Below are 22,596 nucleotides of genomic sequence, written 5' to 3'. Positions count from 1 at the left end.
GCGCAAACCACACGCCAGCCATCGCCCTCCGCGATGCCGTGGACTGCAACAGGCCGGTCTCCGGGCTTGTGAGCGAACCGTCAAGGCTCTCGACCGCGCCTTCCCATGCATACAGCACAGTGGCACTTGCGGCGATTGACTCACTTACCGTTGCGGGGGCAGCGTCGGAATGACTGGCGTAAACGCACAACGCACCGACTTCCCAGTTTCACCCCCACACGCACAGCGTTGGGGGCACCTGTTACAAGGCGCGAAGGGTAGAGAGTTCGGGTTTGGGCGTCAAACGCCGATTGTTCGGGCCTTCAGATGGAAACCCCTAGGCCGTGTAGGGGTTTCCCCTATATTCCGTTGCCACGGCGAACTCCTATCTTTCCCAGCATTCGAACTCGTGGGAAAGCTCGCCGTGTTGACCTATTGCACTCTCTGGTTGGGAATCGTCATCTGTCTGGCCGGGCTTGGCTTCGGCCTGCCGTGGGTGAGTGGCGTCGGCGCCCTGCTCACGGCAATCGCCGCGCTGTTCCTGCGGCCGCAAACCGTCGCCGTCGCGCCGCCAATCGAGGTTGTCGAGGCGCCGTCGTCACCAGATTGCGAACCTCTGCTGAGCGCCGTTCTGCCGGCCTGGAACCAGAACCTGGGACAGGTCAGGCAATTGCTGACCCTCAACGTCGGCCAGTTGTTCGAGCGCTTCGCCAGCCTTGGCCAGCACCTGGAGCAGACCCTGAGCCGTTCTGACAGCGCAACCGGCAACGCCGGCATGACCGACAGCCTGCGGCAGGCGCAGCGGCGTCTCGACGAAGTCACCACCGCCTTCCACGCCGCCAGCGTGCACAAGAATGAACTGCTCGCCACCATCAGCCACCTCAACAGCTACGCCAGCGAGTTGCAGGCGATGTCCAAACACGTTCAGGACATCGCCAGCCAGACCAACCTGCTGGCGCTCAATGCCGCCATCGAGGCAGCCCGTGCGGGCGAATATGGCCGCGGTTTCTCGGTGGTCGCCGACGAGGTGCGCAAGCTTTCCAGCCTGTCCGCGGAAACCGGTCAGCGCATGGTGGAAAAGGTCGGCGAGATCAACAAGGCGATCCGCTCCACGGTGAGCGCCGCTGAGGAGCTTTCCAGCAGCGAGGAAAGCAACCTGCGCTACCTCGACCAGGTCTCGGGCGACATCATCAAGGGTCTCAGCCACAGCCTCGAAGCACTCGCCGACACCTCCCGCGAACTGCAACAGGACGCCCGCTCCACCCAGAGCACCCTGCAGGAAATCATCGTCAGCCTGCAGTTCCAGGACCGCTCCGATCAGATGCTCGACCATCTTCAGCTCGATCTCGAACGCCTGCAACGCGCCATCGAACAGCAGGACCCGATCATCGCCAAGCCGCAGCAATGGCTTGACGAATTACGCCGCCAATTCACCACCGACGAAGAACGCGGCGTCAAGAAGGCTGGCCGTGCCAGCCAAACCGAAGTCACCTTTTTCTGACGCTTTTCTCTTCGTAAGCCGGAGCCTGTGCCATGGCAAAAACCATTCTGATCGTCGATGACTCCCTCTCCATGCGCCAACTGGTCAAGATGACCCTGACCGGCGCAGGCCACCAGGTTATCGAGGCGGTCGACGGGCGCGACGCCCTGACCAAGCTCAATGGGCAAAAGATCAATCTGATCATCAGCGACGTGAACATGCCCAACCTGGACGGCATCGGCCTGGTCAAGGAGGTCAAAACCCGTAATGAGTACCGCTTCACACCAATCGTGATGCTCACCACTGAGAGCGAACAGGGCAAGAAGGCCGAGGGGCAAGCGGCCGGCGCCAAAGCCTGGATTGTCAAACCCTTCCAGCCGCAGCAGCTACTCGCGGCCGTCGACAAGCTGGCCAGCTGATATGTACCAGCTGACCACTCACGACACGGCCGCCTACAGCCTCAGCGGCAGTCTGACCATCTACGAAGCCCGCGACGCTCACCAGGCGTTGCTGGCGGCTGTCGCCGAACCTGCACCCGGGGTCTGGACGCTCGATATTCAGGCGCTGGAAGAGCTCGACAGCGCTGGCGTGCAATTGCTGCTGGCCCTGGACAAACACCTGCGCCAATACAGCGCCGAGCTGCAGCTGCTGCAGCCCGGTCCCGAGTTGCGTGACCTGCTCGACCTGTTGCGTCTGCAGGTCCTGTACCGCGCCTCCCCCTCAGTCTGACAGGACCACGCGATGCTCAATGGAGAACAATGGAGCCAGCTGCTGCTGGGCTTCATCGAGGAAGCCCGCGACCTGACCAAACAGGCCGAGGAGTACCTGTTACAACTGGATCAGCAACCCGAGGATCAGGAAGCGATCAACGGCTTGTTCCGCGCTATGCACACGCTCAAAGGCTCGGCGGGGCTGTTTTCCCTGACGCCACTGGTGAGCTTCACCCACCACCTGGAAAACCTGTTGATGGCAGTGCGCGACGGCCAGCGCAGCCTGACCCCTGAGCTGATCTCGGTAATGCTGCGCTGCCTGGACGAAATCGCCTCGATGGTCGAGCTGATTGATGCGGACAGCGGTGAGCTGCCGGTCGACACCAGCCACCAGAGCGAGCTGCTCGAAGCGCTCAACGAGCATGGCGGCGGAACCATCGCACCGGCGCTGATCGATATTATCGAAGAAGATTGCAGCAATCGCGGCCGTATCGCGCGCTGCGCCGACTGTAACGCCCCAGGCGTCTGGCATATTTCGTTGCGCTTCGACAACCAGTTATTGCGCAACGGTTTCGACCCTGCGGGCTTTATCCGCTACCTGCAACAGCTGGGAGAGATCCTCAATCTGCAGGTGATCGACGACACCTTGCCAACGCTCGACGAGCTCGATCCAGAGCAGTGCTATTTGGGCTTCGAAATCGACCTGTGCAGCGAGGCAAGCAAGGCGGAAATCGAGGACGTATTCGCCTTTATTCGCGATTTCTGCACCCTGCGTATCCTGCCGCCCAACAGCGCACTCGACGATTACCTGCAACTGATCCACGAGCTGCCAGAGACCGACGCACGAATCGGCAGCATCCTGGTTGCCAGCGGTCTGCTGACCGAACACGAGCTGCAACAAGGGCTGGCGGTACAGGCCGAAGCCAATGAGCTGAAGCCGGCCCTCGGCGCCGTTCTGGTCGAGGAAGGCCTGGTGGCGCCGCAGGCAGTCAATGCGGCACTGGCCAAGCAACAATCCTCACGCGAGCGCAAGGCCCAGGAAAACACCCAGATCCGCGTCGCCGCGCACAAACTCGACGAGTTGATCAACCTGGTCGGCGAGCTGGTGATCAGCGCCGCCGGCGCCCAGCTGCATGCGCAGACCCAGGGCAACAGCCAGTGCATCGAAAGCGCGCAGACGGTCAACCAGCACGTCGAGCAGATTCGCGAAGCGGCGCTGAAGCTGCGCATGATCGAAATCGGCGACACCTTCAACCGCTTCCACCGCGTCGTTCGCGATGTCAGCCAGCAGTTGAACAAGGACATCCGCCTGGAAATACGCGGCGCCGACACTGAGCTGGACAAGTCGGTGATCGACAAGCTAGCCGATCCGCTGACGCACCTAGTGCGTAACGCCATCGACCACGGTATCGAGTCTGCCGAACAGCGCCTGGCCGCAGGCAAGCCTGCCGAAGGCCATCTGCGCCTGAACGCCTTTCACGAGTCGGGGATGATCGTCATCGAAGTTGCCGACGACGGCCACGGCCTGAATACCGAGCGCATCCGCGAAAAGGCCGTTTCCCGCGGGCTGATCGATGCGCAGGCCAACCTGGCCGAACATGACATCCACATGCTGATCTTCGCCGCCGGCTTTTCCACGGCCGAAGCCGTCTCCGACCTGTCCGGCCGCGGCGTCGGCCTGGACGTGGTGCGCAGCGCCATCGACGCCCTGCGCGGCACCATCGAGATCGATTCGCGGCCAGGCATCGGCTGCACCTTCCGCATCCGCCTGCCGCTGACCCTGGCGATCATCGACGGCTTCCTGGTCAACCTCGGCGAGGAATATTTCGTTATTCCGCTGGACCTGGTAACCGAATGCCTCGAGCTCGATCACCATCAGCTCGAAGACTGCAAATACGGCCACCTGAGCCTGCGGGGCAAGCCGCTGCCCTGCGTCGACCTGACCGCGCACTTCGGCCTGCCGACCAGCCGCAGCAAGCGCCGCAACATCGTCGTGGTCAACTTCGGCCGGCACCAGGCCGGGCTGATCGTCGACAGCCTGCACGGCGAGCTGCAAACCGTTATCAAGCCGCTCGGCCTGCTGTTTCAGCACCTGCAGGGCATCAGCGGCTCCACCATCCTGGGCTCCGGGCAAGTGGCCCTGATCCTCGATATCGCCAGCCTGTTCCGCCACCTGCAACAGAACATCGACGGCCAGTCGGCCGAGACCCGTACCCCACACCTGCGTCAAGAGCTCAAGGGCATCTAGGAGAACCACCATGCAATTCATTCGAAACATGAAGATCGGCGTACGCCTAATTGCCGGCTTTACCCTGGTGGTTATCCTGACCATCGCGGTAGGCCTGATCGGCATCCGCAACCTGTCCCACGTCAACGACCTGTCCAACGACATGTATGAACGCGACCTGGTTGGCCTGAATACCATCCAGAATGCCAATTACACCCTGATCATCGCCGGCCGGGCGCTGCGCAGCTCGCTGCTCGCCAGCACCGTTGAAGAACGCGATGCGGCCGCGCAGGCCAGTCGCAAAGCGATGGCGGACACTACAGCCCTGGTCGAGCAGGCAACGGCGAGCTTCACCACCGACGAAGGTCGCGCCGTGATCGGCAAGCTCGCCGAACCCATGCAGCAGTACAACCAGGTGCTTGAGCAGGTACTCAGCATGCACCTCGGCAGCGGTCAGCTCGTCGAACGCACCGCGGTCAGCGACCTGATGCCAGCACTCATGCAACGCGGCAAGGTGGTCGATGACCTGCTCAGCGACGTGGTGGAATACCGCCGCAAAAGCGCCAGCACAGCCAGTGATGAAATCACCAGCATCTACCTCAACTCGCGCACCCAGATGATCGGCCTGGTGGTGATCGCCGCGTTGCTTGGTTTTGCCATCGGCATCTTTGTCACCCGTAGCATCGTTCGTCCGCTCAACCGCGCCGTTGCCGTGGCCGACAGCCTGGCTGCCGGCGACCTCAGCGTACAGGTCGAGGTCGACAGCCGTGATGAAACCGGCAAGCTGCTTGCCTCGATGCAGAACATGACCGAGCGCCTGCGCAGCGTCATGGGGGATGTGCGCAGCGCTGCCGATTCCTTATCGTCGGCCTCCGAAGAAGTCAGCGCCACCTCGCAATCGTTGAGCCAGGCCTCGACCGAACAAGCCGCCAGCGTCGAAGAAACCACCGCATCGGTGGAGCAGATGTCCGCCTCTATCTCGCAGAACACCGAAAGCGCACAGATCACCGACGGCATTGCCGGCAAAGCGGCCAACGACGCCGTCGAAGGCGGCCGCGCCGTACGTGAAATGGTCGTGGCGATGAAGCAGATCGCTGACAAGATCGGCATCATCGACGACATCGCCTACCAGACCAACCTGCTGGCCCTGAACGCCGCCATCGAAGCCGCCCGTGCCGGCGACCATGGCAAAGGCTTCGCCGTGGTGGCTGCCGAAGTGCGCAAGCTGGCCGAACGCAGCCAGGTAGCCGCCCAGGAAATCGGCGGCGTGGCGAGCAACAGCGTGCAACTGGCCGAACAGGCCGGACGCCTGCTCGATGAAATCGTACCGAACATCCAGAAGACCTCGGACCTGGTTCAGGAGATCACCGCGGCTTCCCAGGAGCAGAGCACGGGCGCCAGCCAGATCAACATCGCCATGGGTCAGATGAACCAGATCACCCAGCAGAACGCCTCGGCCTCCGAGGAACTGGCAGCCACCTCCGAAGAGATGAACGCCCAGGCCAGCCAGTTGCAGGAACTGATCAGCTACTTCCGCCTGGACAACGCCCCGGCCGGCAAAACCCAGCGCGTCGAACCGCGGCCGAACAACGTCCGTCCGTTGCACCGCGAAGTTGCCCGCAAGGCGACTCCGGCGCTTGCAGATGAAGGCCAATTTGTCAGTTTCAATTGAGGCCGACCGCCATGAACTCACAACACGCGCTGTTGGCGGAAATCGCCCCCGGCAGCATCCAGCACCTGTCGTTTCGGGTGCGCAAGGAGCGCTTCGCCCTGCCCATCGAACTGATCCGCGAGATCATCGAATACGGGCAGATCACCACGGTGCCGATGATGCCGAGCTTTATCCACGGGGTCATCAACCTGCGCGGCAACGTGGTGCCGGTACTCGACCTGGCGGCACGCTTCGGCCTGGAGCTGACCGAGCCGGGCAAGCGCACCTGCATCGTGATCATCGAGCTGCCGCTGGATGATCAGGTACAGCGCATCGGCCTGGTGGTCGATGCGGTGGACGCGGTGCTGGATATCGACGCGGACGAGGTCGAACCAGCTCCGCCGTTCGGCGCAGGCTTGCGCACCGACTTCATCTCCGGCATGGCCCGCGACGACCGCGGCTTTACCATCATTCTCGACGTGCGCCGGGTGCTTTCATTGGATGATATTCGCCAGTTGAGCCTGGCCCAGCAGGCTGGCTGATGCCGGCTAGCAACCTGCCCAAACTCAGCGACCACGATTTCCGCCGCCTCCAGCAGATGATGCAGGAGGCGTCCGGAATCGTCATGGCCGAGCAGAAGCGCACGCTGATGGCCGGCCGCCTGATGTGTCGCCTGCGCAGCCTGGAGCTGACCAGCTATGCCGACTACCTGCGCCTGCTGGAAGACCCGCAGCAACAGGAAGAGCGACGCAAGGTCATTGACCTGCTGACCACCAACGAAACCTATTTCTTTCGCGAGCCGCAGCATTTCCAGGTGCTCGGCGACTGGCTGGCGCAGCAGCGCGGCCCGCTGAAACTCTGGAGCGCGGCCAGCTCATCGGGGGAAGAGGCCTACAGCATGGCCATGACCGCCTGCGAGCGGGCCAAGGGCGACTGGTCGATCTTTGCCAGCGACCTGAGCCGCCGCGTGCTGAACCAGGCGCGTCAGGGCACCTACAAACTCGAACAGGCGCAGAAATTTCCCCCCGGCTGGCTAGAGCGCCACTGTTTGCGCGGCATCGGCGACAGCGATGGGCTGTTTCGCGTCGGACAGCCGTTGCGCCAGCGGGTGAGCTTCGCCGAGGTCAACCTGACCCGGCCGCTGCCCCAGGAGCTCGGCCCGTTCGATGTGATCTTCCTGCGCAATGTGCTGATCTACTTCGCCGCCGACGAGAAGCGGGCAATTGTCACCCGCCTGGTTGAACGCTTGCGTCCAGGCGGCCTGTTATTCATCGGCCATGCGGAAAGTCTGCATGGCCTGAACCTGCCGCTGCGTAACGTACGCCCATCCGTATTCGAACGCTTATGAAGGATTCGGCATGATCAAGGTTTTTATCGTCGATGACTCGGCACTGGTGCGCCAGGTGCTGACAGCCTGCCTGGCCAATCACCCCAGCATCGAGGTGATCGGCCAGGCGGCCGATCCCATCTTTGCCCTGGAAAAAATGCACAAGCGCTGGCCCGACGTGCTGGTGCTCGACGTGGAAATGCCGCGCATGGACGGCATCACCTTCCTGCGCAAGATCATGGCCGAGCACCCGACCCCCGCGATCATCTGCTCCACGCTGACCGAAGCGGGCGCGGCCATCACCCTCGAAGCGCTGGCGGCGGGCGCTGTTGGCGTCTTCACCAAAGCCAAGGTCGGCCTCAAGGAGAGCCTGCAACAGCTCTCGGGCGAGCTGATCAAGCAGATTGAAATCGCCGCACGCAGCCATCCCCACGCGATGCCGGCGCGAAGCGGCGCGGCGCCACCAGCGCGCGAAACGCCCCGTACGACGGAAGCGTCGTCAGCACCGATTTTGATCTCCACCACCGACCGGGTGGTGGCCCTCGGCACGTCCACCGGCGGCACCCAGGCCCTGGAAGTGGTGCTGCGCCAGTTGCCGGTGGATTGCCCCGGTATCGTCATCGTCCAGCACATGCCGGAGAAATTTACCGCGGCCTTCGCCCAGCGGCTGAACCAGGTCTGTGCCATCGAAGTGCGCGAGGCGCGGCACATGGACCGGGTCCGGTCCGGCCTGGCGCTGGTCGCCCCCGGCGGTCGGCATATGCAGCTCAAGCGCAGTGGCGCGCAGTATTTCGTCGAGGTACTCGACGGTCCTCCGGTAAACCGGCACAAGCCATCGGTGGACGTGCTGTTCCGCTCCGTGGCCAAGCACGCCGGCCAAAATGCGCTTGGGGTGATCATGACCGGCATGGGTGACGACGGCGCCCGCGGCTTGCTGGCCATGCGCGAGGCCGGTTCCAGGACCGTCGCCCAGGACGAAGCCAGCTGCGTGGTGTTCGGTATGCCCAAAGAAGCGCTACGCATGAATGCGGCGCAAACTTGCGAATCCCTGAATAATCTGCCTAAGTTGATCGTGCAGTACGCGCGTTGTTAAGCCGCAGGGAGGCAGGTGCTACTCGTGCTATATGCCAGGGTAACAAGCAAAAACACCGCAAAACGCTTTCTCACAAGCAGCCGGGTGGCACTCAAGCCACGTAGTGCTGTGTCAGCAGTCGATGCCTCTCAGCGCATCCCGCCACAGAAAATCCAGTCGAACCTTTATGGCCCAAGCCACTCACTTTCAATAGATCCATCGCAGCAAATAGGCGAACCATGACTCGACCGCTACCGATGGTCGCTGCGTGGCAAGGTTGCCAAACCTATCGAGCAGCCGCGCACACCGCCATCAATAAAGTCACCGCTACCGAAGAACAACGTACCGCGACAGGAGCCGACGGATGAGCTGTCGGCTGCTGTTGGTCGACGACCATGCGCTGATTCGTGCGGGCGTCAGGGCGATGATCCACGACCTGCCCGATTACGAAATAGTCGGTGAAGCGCAGAATGCCCAACACGCGATTACCCTAGCCGAGGAGCTGCAGCCCAATATCATCCTGCTGGACGTCTCGTTGGATGGCACCAGCGGAATCGACGCGTTACAGGATCTGCAAAGCGTCGCGCCAGATTCGCGGGTATTGATGCTTTCGATGCACTCGCAAGCCCAGGTCGTGCTCGCCGCACTTGGAGCAGGCGCCCACGGTTATCTGCTCAAGGATGCCGCCATCTCCGAACTGCATATGGCGCTTAACGCGATCGACCGTGGCGAACGCTATCTAAGCTCCGCTATCGCCCAACCGGTGATCGCGCAGGCCCTGTCGCGCACACAGGCGTCGCATGAACACGCGCTGACTCAACGGCAGATCGAGATATTGCGGCTTATCAGTCGTGGCGTCTCCACCCGGGCAATCGCCGAAGGGCTGGAACTGAGCGTGAAAACCGTCGAGGCGCACCGCGCGCAAATCATGAAGCGCCTGCAGATCAATGACCTCCCCAGCTTGGTTATCTATGCCGTACGGGCCGGAATCATCCACCTGGACGACTGAACGCGTGCGACAGCAGCGATGACTGCGCGCAGAAGTTCAATGCCGCGGGTTGAAACCGGCAGGCTTGCTCGCCAACCACTCGACAAAGGTACGCAAACGTTCATCACTGAGCAGGCTGTCGCGATTGTTGTAGGTCAGCGCCAGTTCCTTTTCGCTGAACAAGCGGTGGATCTGGTTGTGACAGGCGCGGCAGACCCAGAGCGTGGCGCTGATACGCTCAGTTTTGCCGAAGCGTTTCTGCACATAGACCTTGTTGTGCAGCGCCTTGGGGATCAGGTGATGACGTGTCAAAACAGCCGCGCGGGCGCAGAGCTCGCAGACAGCGGGTTGCTCGGGTAGACGAATTGGCTCGGGCATACGGGCTCAGCGCTTACGGCATAGGCTCAGGCCATCGCCCAATGGCAACAGGGACAGGTCGATGCGCGGATCGTCACGCAGCGCCAGGTTGAGCGCCTGAATCGCTCGGGTATCGGCGCTTTCGGGGTTTTCCTCAAGCACACGCCCGCTCCACAGGGTGTTATCGAACAGAATCAGCCCCCCTTGGCGCACCAGACGCAGGGCATGTTCCAGATAGGCCGGATAGTTGGCCTTATCCGCGTCGATAAACAGCAGATCGATACTGCCAGCCAACCCCTCAGCCTCTAGCTCCGCCAGGGTCTGTAGCGCAGGCGCCAAACGCTGTTCGATGCACCCATTCAGCCCCGCTTCGCGCCAGTAACGCTCAGCCGTGGCGTTGTATTCGCCGGGAATATCACAGCAGATCAGCCGCCCCCCCTCAGGCATGGCCTGGGCCATGCAGATGGCGCTGTAGCCGGTAAAGGTGCCGACCTCAACAATCCGCCGCGCGCCCGTCAGCTGCACCAGCAAGGCCATAAACTGACCCTGCTCGGGGGCAATCTGCCAACGCGCCATACTCAGCTGCGCGGTTTCCTCACGCAGACGTTTGAGCAGCGGTGTTTCACGCAGGGAGACATCCAGCAGATATTGGTACAGGTCTGAATCGAGATTAAGCGTTCGATTGGTCATGCCTACTCCCTCTGCAAACCAAAACTGTCAGGGATTGCGCGCCAGTTCCGGGGTGAATACGCGCTTGGCGTTCAGGTAGGTGCGCTGCCAATACGTATTACTCAGGCTGTCCAGGCGTACGGTGCCACCGCTGGACGGCGCATGCACAAAACGATCATCGCCGACATAGATACCGGCGTGACTGACCTGGCTGCCGCCATTGGTGGCGAAAAACACCAGATCACCACTTTGCAGGCGGTCGCGACCGACAGTTGGAGCACGCATGCTGATCAGTTCACGGGTCGAGCGCGGCAGGCTGATGCCCGCCGCATCACGGTAGACGTAGCCAATCAGGCCACTGCAATCAAAGCCGCCGTCCGGGGTATTGCCGCCATAGCGATAGGGTGTACCAACCAAGCCTAGGGCGCGAAACAGCACATCCTCAGCATTGCCGTTAAAGCCGCCGATTGGCGCATGCACAGGTTGTGGAGTTGGAGCGGGGGCGCGACTGGAGCAAGCGCTAAGCAGCGCGACAAGTACCAGCAGGCTGAAACGGACGATAGCGGTCATGGACGAGCGATCCTGAGCCGGGATGCGCCCTACTCTGCCGGCTTGCACATCCTAGTGCAAGCTTTAGCTTTGCTTGGCAGGCTATTGAAAACTATCGAGATGCGCCTGAAGTATCCGTTAATCGCAGCGACCGAACAGATTCAGTCGCCGCTGATAGGCTCAGGGGTGACGCACGACCGACTCGCTCGGAGCCAGCGCCAAGGCTCGTTTGGCTTCGATAAAGGTACGTGACCAGTAGCGATCATCCAGGCTATCAACTCGCACACCACCGCTGCGGCTGCTGCTGGAGTGGATAAACTGGTTATCGCCCATGTAGATGCCGGCATGACTGACACGATTTCGGCCATTGGTGCTGAAGAACAACAGATCGCCCGGCTCCAACTCGTCACGCGACACCAGCGGAGCATCGATATTGATCATGTCGCGGGACGAGCGCGGCAGTTTCATGCCCAGCTCTTCCTTGAACAGATAACCGATAAAGCCGCTGCAATCGAAGCCCGACTTCACCGAGCTGCCACCATAACGATAACGGGTGCCCACCAGCGACAGACCATGAGTCAGAATGCTGTCAGCCAGCTGCGGCAGTTTGTAGGATTTGTCTTCAGAGAAGTCGCCCAGAGCCGCTTCTTTGGCTTGTTCGTCGAACTCGGCAAGGTCTGTCGAGGAGAACACTGCAGGCTGGTTTGCCAGCTCCGGCTGTGGGCCATGGTTGGCGCAGGCAGCCAAAACCAGGGAGAGTGCGATGGGCACGAGGGGTGCGAGGCGTTTTAGCATGGGCACGACCGTGTCGATGAATTTCACAAGAGCGCGACTATGCCCTCTATGACATGCATTTGCAAATTCTATGGCTCTAAATGTGACTCAGTAGTTCCGGTAAAACATCTAACGCCCGCCCCTGTATATGCACAGCCACCCGGCCGCTCAAGTCGGTGCGCTGCGGGTTGATCTCCACGGTAAAGCCACCCGCCTGACGGGTACGCAGCAGCGGCTCAACGATATACGGAAAGCTCGCACTGGTGCCGATGCTGATCACCACCTCAAAGCCTTTGCGTACCTCGGTGTAGAGCGTATCGATAGCTCGCTCGGGGAGCATTTCCTCGAACAGCACCACCGGCGGGCGCAGCACTCCAGCGCATTGCGCGCATCGGGGCGGCAGCGGCCGCTCGAGATGCTCAGCCAGCTCGGCGTCGACAGCGCCACAGGACTGGCAATACAACGGGGCCAACTCGCCGTGAATTTCGATCACCCGCCCCATCGGGCTGCCCGCTGCGCGGTGGTAACCATCAATATTCTGAGTCAGTAGCCAGCACTGCGACTTCTTGCGCTGTAACTCGGCGATAGCGAAATGCCCGGCATTGGCCTGCGCGCCCAGGCAGGCCCTGCCCAGCTCCGCCAGGTATTTCCAGCACAGTGCTGGATCGCATTGCAGCATAGGACCGGACAACGCCTGCTCAATCGGCAAGCCTTCGGCGGTGTGGCCGTTATACAAGCCGCCGAGGCCGCGATAGGTGGGCAAACCGGAGTCGGCGGACAACCCTGCACCGGTGATCAGCAGAATGCGCTCAGCCTGTTTGATTGTCTGGGCAACGCGGGTAATGATCTCGTCCATCTCGAACCCTCATGCGTAGGGTGGACGACGCTCTTTTCGTCCACCGCAACATCGCCATGGTGGATGGAAAGCATCATCCACCCTACTCCCACCCACCTGCTCAGTGGTTGACCGTATGCGCCAGCATCACCGATAGCTGACACAGTGGCCGGCCACTTTCGGCATGCCACTGATTGAACGCAGCCTGCACTGCCACTCGGTCTTTCTGGCTGGTCGGTGGCTTGTCGATGATTTTCTGCGCTTTGAGCGCAGCGACCATATCGTCACTGGGAATAAAGGTGTCCTTGCCGACCATGCGCAGGAAGCGCGGTGCAGACAAGCCGCCGAGCTGACTGCCCTGCTTGGCCAGGAATTTCCACAGACCAACAATGTCGGTTATCGGCCAATCGGCAATCAGGGCGCCGAAACTGCCCTTCTCCTGGCGCACGTCAAGAATGAACTGGGCGTTGCGCGGCACGCTCTTGAGCTTGCCCAGGTGACGGATGATGCGCGCATCCTGCATCAGGCTTTCCAGACGTTCAGCGCCCATTAGCACGACTTTCTCCGGATCAAAGCCGAAGAACACCTCCTCGAAAGCCGGCCACTTGGCATCCACCAGGCTGTGTTTGAGGCCAGCGCGAAAGATCCGCAGGCTAAGCACCGACAGGTAGCGATCATCACTGATCGCGCGCAACTCCTCAGGGCTGCTCGGCTGCGGCAGGATCGACTCCAGCGCGGCGGCCGAGCCGAAGCGATTCAGGCAGTACTCGTTAAGCCATTTGTAATCGCGCATCGGGCAGTCCTTGCAGGGCGGTGAACGGTAGGGTGGACGACGCTTTTCTCGTCCACCTGGACGTCCGCGAAACGGTGGATGGATAAAGCGTCATCCACCCTACGTCAGAGGTTCATTACATCGAGAAAGCGCGGCGTAGCGCTGTTATCGATTTTCAGGCTCTTGAAGTCGAACAGGTTGCGGTCAGCCAGCTGCGATGGCACCACGTTCTGCAGGGCGCGGAACATGATCTCGGTGCGCCCCGGCGATTTGCGCTCCCAGTCCTGGAGCATTTCCTTGACCACCTGGCGCTGCAGGTTTTCCTGAGAGCCGCAAAGGTTGCACGGGATGATCGGGAATTCCTTGAGCTGGCTGTAAGCCTCAATATCCGCCTCGTTACAGTAGGCCAGCGGACGAATCACCACGTTACGGCCGTCGTCGGCACGCAGCTTGGGCGGCATGGCCTTGAGGGTGCCACCGTAGAACATATTGAGGAAGAAGGTTTCCAGGATGTCATCGCGGTGATGCCCCAGGGCCATCTTGGTCGCACCGATCTCATCGGCAAAGGTGTACAAGGTGCCGCGACGCAGGCGTGAACACAGCGAACAGGTGGTCTTGCCTTCCGGGATCTTCTCCTTGACCACCGAGTAGGTGTCCTTCTCGACGATGTGGTACGGCACACCGATGGACTCCAGATAAGCCGGCAGCACGTGCTCGGGGAAGCCTGGCTGCTTCTGGTCCATGTTCACCGCAACGATCTCGAACTTGATCGGCGCAACCTTCTGCAGGTGCAGCAGCACGTCGAGCATGGTGTAGCTGTCCTTTCCGCCGGACAGGCAGACCATGACCTTGTCGCCATCCTCGATCATGTTGAAGTCGGCAACGGCTTCGCCAGCCTGACGACGCAAGCGTTTTTGCAGTTTGTTCTGATTGACCGAGAGGGTGCCCATGGTGCGCTGGAATCCGGAGGCTACGAAAAGTGCGGCATTTTACCCAGAAAGCGTGACGCGCCCTACCCCAATCAAAGTGAAATGCTAGGCTGCGCCGATGAACGACGACTTCGATCCGGGCCTCGACCTGCCCGAACAACTGCATCAGCTGCTGCGCGCTGCCCCTGAGGGTTTGGGCGAGTATCAATTGATCCAGCTACTCAAAGCCCGCCAGTGCGTGCATATCCCCAATCTGCCGCTGACCGACAAGCTGGCGCTGTTTCGCACTCATTTTCTGCTATTCAATGCCCTCTATCGCCTGCGTGAAAGGCTGTGGGCGGCGCAGAGCGGTTATCTGCAGATCAGCGCACTGAATATCCAGCTGCTGCCCTATCAACCCGGCAGCGCGGAACTGAGCGAACACGACCCGCTACGCGACTATTACCTCGACCTGAGCCAGCTCAACGACACCGACGAACAGGATGTGGCCAAACTGCTGCTTAGCTTCTGGACGCGCATGCATGGCAGCGAAGACAAACAGGCAGCGCTGGAACTGTTCGAACTTGAAGGATGCGAGCAGACGCTCAATCTCGCCACTATCAAGCACCGCTACCGACAACTGGTGAGCCTCCATCACCCCGATCGCGGCGGCAACACGGCGCGCCTGCAGTCAATCAACAAGGCCATGGAAATCCTCGAACGCTATTACGGCCGCGCTTGAGAGTCCAATTTGCTCTAACGCCCTGCCTTTTCCCTCATTAATGGCTGCCTATACTGCGACATACGGTCGCATAGGTTTGGTAACGCACCTGATAACGCTGTGCATGCGGTTCAGGCGCTGTACTGGGGGACGGCCGCTATAACAACAGGAGATCTGACATGATCCATCATGTTTTGGGGCTATTTACCCATCCCGACCAGGAATGGCAGGAAATCCGTGGCGAAGAAGAAAGCATCAGCCACATGTACCTCACTCATATTCTGATTCTTGCGGCCATCCCCGCTGTCTCGGCCTACATTGGCACCACCCAGGTTGGCTGGGCCATTGGTAGTCGAGCGCCGGTGATGCTAACCGAGGCCAGTGCACTACAAATGACCGTCATGACCTACCTGGCAATGCTTGTCGGCGTAGCAGTGATGGGAGCCTTTATCCACTGGATGGCGCGCACCTACGACGCCAGTCCAAATCTGACCCAGTGCGTGGTATTTGCCGCGTATACCGCAACACCGCTGTTTATCGGCGGGCTGGCAGCACTCTATCCACATCTGTGGCTGGCCATGGTGGTGGGCACGGCGGCCATTTGTTACACGGTATACCTGCTCTATGTCGGGATACCGACCTTTATGGGCATACCCGAGGATGAAGGCTTTATGTTCTCCAGCTCGGTACTGGCAGTGGGGCTGGTGGTACTGGTTGCGATGATTGCCAGCTCGGTAATTCTTTGGGGCTTTGGAGTTGGACCGGTTTACACCAGCTAAAAGCGTGGCAATGATCATCAGGCCGCCTACGGGCGGCCTTTTCAATGGTGGCTAGGGGGCGCTGGCATTTTGGTTGAACCCCAAGGGGAGATGCTGGTTCCAAAACTCTGTGAGGCAGCGGAAAGGCCGCGCCGGTGACAGATGGTGGTCCCCATGTTTGCGAATTTCTACGCCCTGATCACACGCCCCGACCAAGCCTGGGCGGCCATTCGCCAAGATGAAGAACACAACAGTAAAAGTTACCTCCCCTATCTGTTGCTGTTCAGCCTACTGCCCGCGGTATGCATGTTTATCGGCACCTATTGGGTCGGATGGAGCCTGGTGGACCGGGAACGTGTACGTTTGGACATGCCCAGTGCCTTACAGCTAAGTGTGCTGCTTTATCTGTCGATTATCATCGGCACCGCCATCATGGGATTTTTCCTGCGTTGGATGTCGCGCACCTTCGACGCCAGGCCAACGCTCAACCAGTGCATCGGTTTTATGGCCTATACCTGCACGCCCTTCTTTCTTGCCGGACTCGGGGCGCTCTATCCAAGCCGCTGGGTGGCCATTACGGTCCTGCTGATTGCCGGTGCGCTTGCCAGCTACCTGCTTTACAGCGGTCTGCCACGTTTTATGCGCATCAGCCACTACCAGGGCTTTCTCTACGCGGCATCGACCTGGGCTATTGCTTTGCTCGTAGTGGTCACCATCATGGTCAGCATGATCCTGTTCTGGACCTACACACTCGAGCCAACTTACGAGCGCAGCGTGCAACAAGACCAAGGCTACAGTTCCCAAGAAGAACGTGTGCTGGAGCCTAGCCGCGAGTGATGCCTGCACGGAAACCACGCTTGCGGCATAATCGCCACCCCGTGATTTTCAGCACCTTTAGCCATGCCCGAACAACTCCACGCCCGTGTCGAGGCTTGTTATCAACAAGCCGAAGCTTTCTTTAAGCGATCCTTTGCCCGCGCCGAGGTGAGCTTCAAGCTGCGTGGGCAGAAAGCTGGCGTGGCACACCTGACGGAAAACAAGCTGCGCTTCAACCCGCAGCTGTACCGGGAAAACCGCGAAGACTTTCTCAAGCAGACCGTGCCCCACGAAGTGGCGCACCTGATTGCCCATCAGCTGTTCGGCCTGAAGATTCAGCCCCATGGTGAGGAATGGCAGCTGATTATGCGCGGCGTGTATGAGCTGCCACCCAGTCGCTGCCACAGCTATGCCGTGCAGCGGCGCACGGTCAGCCGCTATATCTACCGTTGCAGCTGCCCCCAGGGAGAATATCCCTTCTCGGCCCAACGCCATTCCCTGGTCAGCAAAGGTCGGCGCTACTACTGCCGGCGTTGCAAGGTAACCTTGAGCTATACCGGCGAACAGCGCGTCGAATAACCCCCGTTTGAATTACAGGACGTAACGCAATACCGCGACAAAATGCATTAGGCTGCCGCCCATGACGAACAGGTGCCAAATGCCATGCCAGTGACGAAAGCGGCTGTCATAGGCAAAGAAGATGATGCCCACGGTGTATAGCACCCCGCCGCCGGCCAGCCAGATAAAACCTGCCATGCCCAGCGCGGCAATCAGCGGTTTGACCGCGACCAGCACAATCCAGCCCATCACCGCGTAGATCACAATCGACAGCACGCGCGCCTCGGAACGCGGCTTGATCTCCTGCAGCATGCCGATGATGCCCAGCGTCCAGACGATGCCAAACAACGTCCAGCCCCACGTGCCCTCGAGGGTCACCAGGCAGAACGGCGTATAGCTGCCAGCAATCAGCAGGTAAATCGACAGGTGATCGAGCTTGCGCATCACCACCTTCGCCCGGCCCTGCACGCTGTGATACAGCGTCGAGATGCTGTAAAGCAGCACCAGCGTCAGACCATAGATCGCCACACTGATGATCTTGCGCAGCTCGCCATCCAGGCTCGCCAGCACCAATAGCCATACCGCCCCCGCGCAGGCCAGAACCGCCCCGACCAGATGGGTCCAGGCGTTGAAGCGTTCCCCGTGATACATATTTTTCGTTCCCGAACAGTCAGCTGGCTCGAATGCCCCAGGCTTATGCCGGAAAAATCAGCGTTTGACGAGTGGCCCTTGCAAGGAGGACTCGCCAACTGCCTCAAGCTACGACTTTGGCCGCCTTGAACTGGGCGATCTGCTCGGCGCTGTAGCCCAGCTCCGTCAGCACTTCGCTGGTATGCGCGCCCAGGGTTGCGCCGATATGCCGGGGCGCGGGCAAGCCGCTGGAGAATTTGATCGGGCAGGCGATCTGCGTCTGCGGCGCGTTGCCTGCACGCGGCACTTCGGTGACCAGGCCACGGGCCTTAATCTGCGGGTGTTCGACTGCCTCGCTGAGGTTGAGCATCGGCTCCACGCAGGCATCCAGCCCGGCGAATACCTGGCCCCACTCGGCGAAATCGCGTTTCTCGAACTCGATTTCAATCTCACGCTTGAGCGCCTGCTGATCCTCAGGCTTCTGCGAAAGTCCACGCGCCGCCAGCTCCGGGCGGCCGATAGCGGCACAGAACTGCTGCATAAATTGCGGTTCCAGACTGCCGACCGAGAACCAGCGGCCGTCGCGGGTGCGGTAGTAGTCGTAGAAGCTGCCGCCATTGAGCGCCTGGTTTTCCATCGCTGGCTCTACGCCCGCCGCCAGATAGCCCGCGCCGGCCATACCGTGCAGGCTGAAGGCGCAGTCGGTCATGCTGATATCCACCTGCTGGCCCTGCCCGGTGGCCTGGCGTTGAATCACCGCTGCGAGCAGGCCGATTACCCCATGCAGCGAGCCGCCGGCGATATCCGCCGCCTGAATCCCCAGTGGCAACGGCCCGGTATCGCGTCGACCGGTGTAACTGGCGATACCGGCCAGGGCCAGGTAGTTGATGTCGTGCCCGGCGCGGTCCTTGTACGGGCCGCTCTGGCCGTAGCCGGTGATCGACACATAGATCAGCTTCGGGTTGATTGCCTTCAGCGCCTCGTAGCCCACGCCGAGCTTGTCCATCACTCCAGGACGGAATTGCTCCAAGACGATGTCGTACTCGGCCACCAGCTGCTTGACCATTTCCACCGCCTCGGGCTGTTTCAGGTCCAGGGCGATACAGCGCTTGTTGCGGTTGAGATAGGCGTGGCTGGCCGACACGCCGCCATCGTGAGGCGGCAGTACACGCACCAGATCCATACGTGAAGGCGACTCAACCCGCAGCACTTCGGCGCCCATATCGGCCAGCAGTAAAGAGGCAAACGGCCCGGGCAACAGGGTGGAGAAATCCAGCACTTTCAGTGACGACAGCGGGCCTTGCATAACAGCTCCTCTGGGAACTCAATCCCGTAGCCCGGATGCAATCCGGGGAATATCAACAGATTCCCGGATTACATCCGGGCTACCCAGCGCTCACTGCCAATGCAGCGGCTGTCTGGCATCCAGCTCATTTAATTGGTCGGCAAAGCGCGTTTCCAGCACGTTTCGGCGGATTTTCATGGTTGGGGTCATGCAGCCGTTATCCACGGTCCAGGCCTCGGACACCAGCACAAAGTGACTAAGGCGTTCGTGAGCTTCAAGCTGGGCATTAAGCTGCTGAAAAGTCTGCGCAAGATCAGCCGCCACCTGTTCACGGGCGTGCTCGCGGGCCGCCGGCGACAGTTCGATCAGGGCCAGGGGCTGATCCAGATTGCTGCCCATCAGGCACACCTGCTCGACCCAGAGGTTCTTGGCGATCTCGCCTTCAATCGGCGCTGGGGCGATGTACTTGCCCTTGCTGGTCTTGAAGATATCCTTCACCCGCCCGGTGATTTTCAGGTAACCGGCCGCATCCACCTCGCCCTTGTCACCGGTGTGCAGCCAGCCATCGCTGATGGTTTGGGCGGTTTTCTCCGGGTCCTGGTAGTAGCCCAGCATCAGGCTCGGACAGCGCAGGAGAATTTCGCCATTCTCAGCGATGCGCAATTCATTACCCGGCATCGGCCGGCCCACCGTGCCAAAGCGCACCTGCCCCGGCCGGTTGAAACAGCCATAGGCCAGATGCTCGGTCATGCCGTAGCCCTCGCAGATGGTGATGCCGATGCTCTGATACCAGTCGAGCAATGCACGCGGAATCGCCGCTGCGCCGCTGACCAGAATGCGCGCCCGGTCCAGCCCCAAACCTTTGCGAATCTTGCGCGCGACCAGGCCGCCGATCAGCGGAATACTCAGCAGCCGCGCCAGCTTGGGCTGCGGCAGTTTTTCCAGCACGCCCTGCTGAAAGCGCGTCCACAGGCGCGGCACGGAGAAGAATACGGTCGGCCGCACATGGCGCAGATCACTGGCAAAGGTCTCCAACGACTCGACAAAGGCCACCCGCCCGCCGCTGTACAGGGCATTCATCTCCACCAGAAAGCGCTCGGCGGCGTGGGACAGCGGCAGGTAGGAGAAATACTGATCCTGCTCGGTAATCTGCAGCTCCTTTACCGAACGCCCGCCGGCAATCGCAAAAGCCTTGGCCGAGAGCATTACACCTTTAGGCTGCCCGGTAGTGCCTGAGGTGTAGAGGATGCTCAGCAGTTCATCCGGAGACTGCGTGTGGCCATCGCGTAACGGCTGATGCGCAGCCACTAAGGCATGCCAGCCGTGGTTGGCCTCGATGGTCGGGTACGGCATGGCGATGCGCATGACTTCAGCGGGGATGCCCGGCGCGAGCTTGGCCGGTTCATCCAGCTTGCCGAGAAAGATCGCCTTGCACTGCGAATGGCGCAGCACATAGTCGATGCTCTCGGCCGACTGCAGCGGATACAACGGCACGCTGATCAACCCGGCGAGCATGATCGCCAGATCGGCGATGATCCACTCGGCGCAGTTCTTCGCCAGCAGCGCGACTCGATCACCCGGTGTGCAACCCAGCGCTTGCAAGGCCGTGGCCATGCGCCGCGCCTGGTCATCCACTTGGGTCCAGGTGAAGTCATGCCACTGACCGTTTACCGGCTGGCTGAGCCAGACCGCATCGGGACGTTTTTCAACCCAGAGCGCCAGGCGCTCCAGGGGCAGTTGATCCGTCATCACAATCCCTCGTTCTTATTGTTTTGCCGAGATGAACCTTAGCGTTTGAACAGCAACTCGGTACTCACTCGATTAACTCCCGGGACATTCACTATCGCGCTTTGTAGGGTGGGACGGACCGCGCAGGTTAGCGACGCTAAATACTGTTCGATAATCCAAATGCGATAGTGGCGCGGCGCGTAACCCACCAGGCGATAGAACGCGTTGCGTCGATGGTGGGTTACGCCGCAGCCTGAGTGGCGTAGTGCCTGGCAATGCTGACATGCGGCTAACCCACCCTACAGGACATGTAACTGATACCTAACCTCGGTTGAAATCCCTGCTGTTCAAAGCTTCATACCGCGGCTGATGATCTCTTTCATGATCTCCGAGGTGCCGGCGAAGATGCGCTGGATGCGTGCGTTCGCGTACATCTTGCAGATCGGGTATTCCCACATATAACCCCAGCCGCCGTGCAGCTGCACGCCCTCATCGACCACCTTGCACAGCAGCTCGGTGGTGAACAGCTTGGCTTCGGCGGCCACTTCCGGGGTGAGTTTCTTCTCGTTGTGATCCATCACGCAGCGGTCGACAAACACTTGCGCCACGTCGATCTGCGTGCGCATTTCCGCCAACTTGAAACGGGTGTTCTGGAAGTGCGAAATCGGCCGGTCGAAGGCTTTGCGCTCGCGCACGTAATCGATGGTGGTTTGCAGCGCCGCTTCGGCACCGGCAACCGCGCCACAGGCGTTGGTCAGACGCTCCTGGGCGAGCATGTTCATCAGGTAGAAGAAGCCGCCCTTGGCGTCACCCAGCAGGTTGGCCTTGGGCACCTTGACGTTATTGAAGAACAGCTCGGCGGTGTCCTGACTCTTCATGCCGAGTTTTTCCAGGTTCTTGCCGCGCTCGAAACCTTCCATCCCGCGCTCGACCAGAAACAGGCCCATGGCGTGCTTGTTGGCCGGGTCAGTCTTGGCCGCGACGATCACCACATCGGCCAGTAAGCCGTTGGAGATAAACACCTTGGAGCCGTTGAGCACATAGTGATCGCCCTGCTCCACCGCGCTGGTGCGCATGCCTGCCAGGTCGGAACCGGCGCTTGGCTCGGTCATCGCCACCGCCAGAATCAACTCGCCACTGATAATGCCCGGCATAAAACGCGCCTTCTGCTCGGCATTGCCGTATTCGGCGATATAGGGGCCGCACAGCGCCGAGTGCAGCGGCAGCATAAAGCCCGGCTCATTAATCTTCGCCAGTTCCTCACACATGATCTGCTCGTAACGGAAGTCCTTGAGCCCGGCACCGCCGTACTCCTCATCCGCCCACGGCAGCAGAAAGCCCATGTCGCCGGCCTTCTTCCACACCTCGCGGCTGACCACGCCGGCCGCTTCCCATTCGTCCTGATGCGGCACCACTTCCTTCTTCAGAAAGGCGGCGAACGCGTCGCGGAACATGTTGTGTTCGGTGTCGAAAATAAGGCGCTGCATGCGGCTGTGCTCCCTGAGCTGAAGTCGTGCAGCAGGTTAGGCCCCACGCCCCCGCTGCCTCAATGACCCATGCGCTCAGCCTGGATTGACCCAATCGCTCGACCGGCTTGTCGGCGGCGCAGTCAGCTGCCTACCATCGGCGAACAGGCCGTTGAAAAACTACCTGCGTTGGCAATACTGCGTTAAAACGCCCTCACAGCCGTAAGGCTGAACGCGCTTCAGCGCGGCCCCATAGAGGGGAGCGAAGCGAATCAAATGCTCATTTACAGCACGTTAACTCCGCTTTTTCGGCCGTTTTTGCCTTGTCTTGCCTGC

The 22,596-nt window shown here is 60.7% G+C and carries 24 protein-coding genes and 1 riboswitch; of the genes, 13 read left to right on the top strand and 11 right to left on the bottom strand.

Annotated elements, in window-relative coordinates; translation table 11 throughout:
- Positions 1-34: 34 nt before the first annotated feature.
- A riboswitch (cobalamin riboswitch) is annotated at positions 35-257 on the bottom strand.
- A gap of 497 nt (positions 258-754) precedes the next feature.
- From AACX99_RS07600 to AACX99_RS07560, 9 genes are all read left to right on the top strand, one after another.
- Positions 755-1,480, top strand: a complete 726-nt coding sequence (locus AACX99_RS07600; RefSeq protein ID WP_445261852.1) for a methyl-accepting chemotaxis protein — start codon at positions 755-757, stop codon at positions 1,478-1,480.
- A gap of 32 nt (positions 1,481-1,512) precedes the next feature.
- Positions 1,513-1,878 carry a response regulator gene (locus AACX99_RS07595; RefSeq protein ID WP_339410726.1) on the top strand — a complete coding sequence of 122 codons (366 nt, stop codon included), beginning with the start codon at positions 1,513-1,515 and terminating at the stop codon, positions 1,876-1,878.
- A gap of 1 nt (position 1,879) precedes the next feature.
- Complete coding sequence (locus tag AACX99_RS07590; RefSeq protein ID WP_339410725.1) at positions 1,880-2,188, top strand: STAS domain-containing protein; 309 nt, start codon at positions 1,880-1,882, stop codon at positions 2,186-2,188.
- Positions 2,189-2,200: 12 nt separating this feature from the next.
- Positions 2,201-4,417, top strand: coding sequence for a chemotaxis protein CheA (locus tag AACX99_RS07585; RefSeq protein WP_339410724.1), 2,217 nt, complete (start codon positions 2,201-2,203; stop codon positions 4,415-4,417).
- Positions 4,418-4,427: 10 nt separating this feature from the next.
- Positions 4,428-6,068 (top strand): methyl-accepting chemotaxis protein, encoded by a 1,641-nt coding sequence (locus tag AACX99_RS07580; RefSeq protein ID WP_339410723.1) that lies wholly within the window; start codon positions 4,428-4,430, stop codon positions 6,066-6,068.
- A gap of 11 nt (positions 6,069-6,079) precedes the next feature.
- The gene (locus AACX99_RS07575) at positions 6,080-6,589 is read left to right on the top strand and encodes a chemotaxis protein CheW (RefSeq protein ID WP_339410722.1); all 510 of its coding nucleotides are present in this window, start codon (positions 6,080-6,082) and stop codon (positions 6,587-6,589) included.
- On the top strand, positions 6,589-7,395 hold the full coding sequence (locus AACX99_RS07570; protein ID WP_339410721.1) for a CheR family methyltransferase: 807 nt from the start codon (positions 6,589-6,591) through the stop codon (positions 7,393-7,395). Before AACX99_RS07575 ends, AACX99_RS07570 begins: the two co-directional genes overlap by 1 nt.
- Positions 7,396-7,405: 10 nt before the next feature.
- Entirely contained in the window at positions 7,406-8,467 is a 1,062-nt protein-coding gene (locus AACX99_RS07565) for a protein-glutamate methylesterase/protein-glutamine glutaminase (RefSeq protein WP_339410720.1), read from the top strand.
- 343 nt (positions 8,468-8,810) lie between these two features.
- Complete coding sequence (locus tag AACX99_RS07560; RefSeq protein ID WP_339410718.1) at positions 8,811-9,455, top strand: response regulator transcription factor; 645 nt, start codon at positions 8,811-8,813, stop codon at positions 9,453-9,455.
- Between the two features lie 36 nt (positions 9,456-9,491).
- Here AACX99_RS07560 and AACX99_RS07555 read toward each other — a convergent pair whose 3' ends face one another.
- The 7 genes from AACX99_RS07555 to ttcA all read right to left on the bottom strand — a co-directional run bounded on the left by AACX99_RS07555 (position 9,492) and on the right by ttcA (position 14,340).
- Positions 9,492-9,812, bottom strand: coding sequence for a hypothetical protein (locus AACX99_RS07555; protein ID WP_339410716.1), 321 nt, complete (start codon positions 9,810-9,812; stop codon positions 9,492-9,494).
- Positions 9,813-9,818: 6 nt separating this feature from the next.
- Positions 9,819-10,481, bottom strand: coding sequence for an O-methyltransferase (locus AACX99_RS07550; RefSeq protein ID WP_339410714.1), 663 nt, complete (start codon positions 10,479-10,481; stop codon positions 9,819-9,821).
- A 27-nt stretch (positions 10,482-10,508) separates the two neighbouring features.
- Positions 10,509-11,030: a C40 family peptidase gene (locus tag AACX99_RS07545; protein WP_339410713.1), complete on the bottom strand. Its 522-nt coding sequence runs from the start codon at positions 11,028-11,030 to the stop codon at positions 10,509-10,511.
- Positions 11,031-11,189: 159 nt separating this feature from the next.
- Positions 11,190-11,804: a C40 family peptidase gene (locus AACX99_RS07540; RefSeq protein WP_339410711.1), complete on the bottom strand. Its 615-nt coding sequence runs from the start codon at positions 11,802-11,804 to the stop codon at positions 11,190-11,192.
- A 76-nt stretch (positions 11,805-11,880) separates the two neighbouring features.
- Positions 11,881-12,639: an NAD-dependent deacylase gene (locus tag AACX99_RS07535; protein WP_339410709.1), complete on the bottom strand. Its 759-nt coding sequence runs from the start codon at positions 12,637-12,639 to the stop codon at positions 11,881-11,883.
- Positions 12,640-12,739: 100 nt separating this feature from the next.
- Positions 12,740-13,411 carry a DNA-3-methyladenine glycosylase I gene (locus tag AACX99_RS07530; protein ID WP_339410707.1) on the bottom strand — a complete coding sequence of 224 codons (672 nt, stop codon included), beginning with the start codon at positions 13,409-13,411 and terminating at the stop codon, positions 12,740-12,742.
- Positions 13,412-13,515: 104 nt separating this feature from the next.
- Positions 13,516-14,340: a tRNA 2-thiocytidine(32) synthetase TtcA gene (gene ttcA, locus AACX99_RS07525; protein ID WP_339410706.1), complete on the bottom strand. Its 825-nt coding sequence runs from the start codon at positions 14,338-14,340 to the stop codon at positions 13,516-13,518.
- A gap of 97 nt (positions 14,341-14,437) precedes the next feature.
- Between ttcA and AACX99_RS07520 the strand changes: the two genes are divergently transcribed.
- The 4 genes from AACX99_RS07520 to AACX99_RS07505 all read left to right on the top strand — a co-directional run bounded on the left by AACX99_RS07520 (position 14,438) and on the right by AACX99_RS07505 (position 17,172).
- A complete protein-coding gene (locus AACX99_RS07520) occupies positions 14,438-15,040 on the top strand; it encodes a DNA-J related domain-containing protein (RefSeq protein ID WP_339410704.1) in 603 nt (200 codons plus the stop codon).
- A gap of 158 nt (positions 15,041-15,198) precedes the next feature.
- A complete protein-coding gene (locus AACX99_RS07515; RefSeq protein WP_339410702.1) occupies positions 15,199-15,798 on the top strand; it encodes a Yip1 family protein in 600 nt (199 codons plus the stop codon).
- Between the two features lie 153 nt (positions 15,799-15,951).
- The gene (locus AACX99_RS07510) at positions 15,952-16,614 is read left to right on the top strand and encodes a Yip1 family protein (protein WP_339410700.1); all 663 of its coding nucleotides are present in this window, start codon (positions 15,952-15,954) and stop codon (positions 16,612-16,614) included.
- A 63-nt stretch (positions 16,615-16,677) separates the two neighbouring features.
- Positions 16,678-17,172, top strand: coding sequence for a SprT family zinc-dependent metalloprotease (locus AACX99_RS07505; protein ID WP_339410698.1), 495 nt, complete (start codon positions 16,678-16,680; stop codon positions 17,170-17,172).
- A 12-nt stretch (positions 17,173-17,184) separates the two neighbouring features.
- On the opposite strand, the gene trhA is transcribed toward AACX99_RS07505, so the two are convergent.
- The 4 genes from trhA to AACX99_RS07485 form a co-directional block, all read right to left on the bottom strand.
- The gene (gene trhA / locus AACX99_RS07500; RefSeq protein WP_339410696.1) at positions 17,185-17,802 is read right to left on the bottom strand and encodes a PAQR family membrane homeostasis protein TrhA; all 618 of its coding nucleotides are present in this window, start codon (positions 17,800-17,802) and stop codon (positions 17,185-17,187) included.
- A 103-nt stretch (positions 17,803-17,905) separates the two neighbouring features.
- Positions 17,906-19,087 carry a CaiB/BaiF CoA transferase family protein gene (locus AACX99_RS07495; RefSeq protein ID WP_339410694.1) on the bottom strand — a complete coding sequence of 394 codons (1,182 nt, stop codon included), beginning with the start codon at positions 19,085-19,087 and terminating at the stop codon, positions 17,906-17,908.
- A 90-nt stretch (positions 19,088-19,177) separates the two neighbouring features.
- On the bottom strand, positions 19,178-20,815 hold the full coding sequence (locus AACX99_RS07490) for an AMP-binding protein (protein WP_339410693.1): 1,638 nt from the start codon (positions 20,813-20,815) through the stop codon (positions 19,178-19,180).
- A gap of 326 nt (positions 20,816-21,141) precedes the next feature.
- On the bottom strand, positions 21,142-22,281 hold the full coding sequence (locus tag AACX99_RS07485; RefSeq protein WP_339410691.1) for an acyl-CoA dehydrogenase family protein: 1,140 nt from the start codon (positions 22,279-22,281) through the stop codon (positions 21,142-21,144).
- Positions 22,282-22,596: the final 315 nt, after the last annotated feature.

This window comes from Pseudomonas sp. EA_35y_Pfl2_R5, assembly GCF_963970805.1.
In the GTDB taxonomy this organism is placed as follows: Bacteria; Pseudomonadota; Gammaproteobacteria; order Pseudomonadales; family Pseudomonadaceae; genus Aquipseudomonas.
Note: the sequence above shows the minus strand (reverse complement) of the source record. Positions and strands in the feature narration are given on the sequence as shown.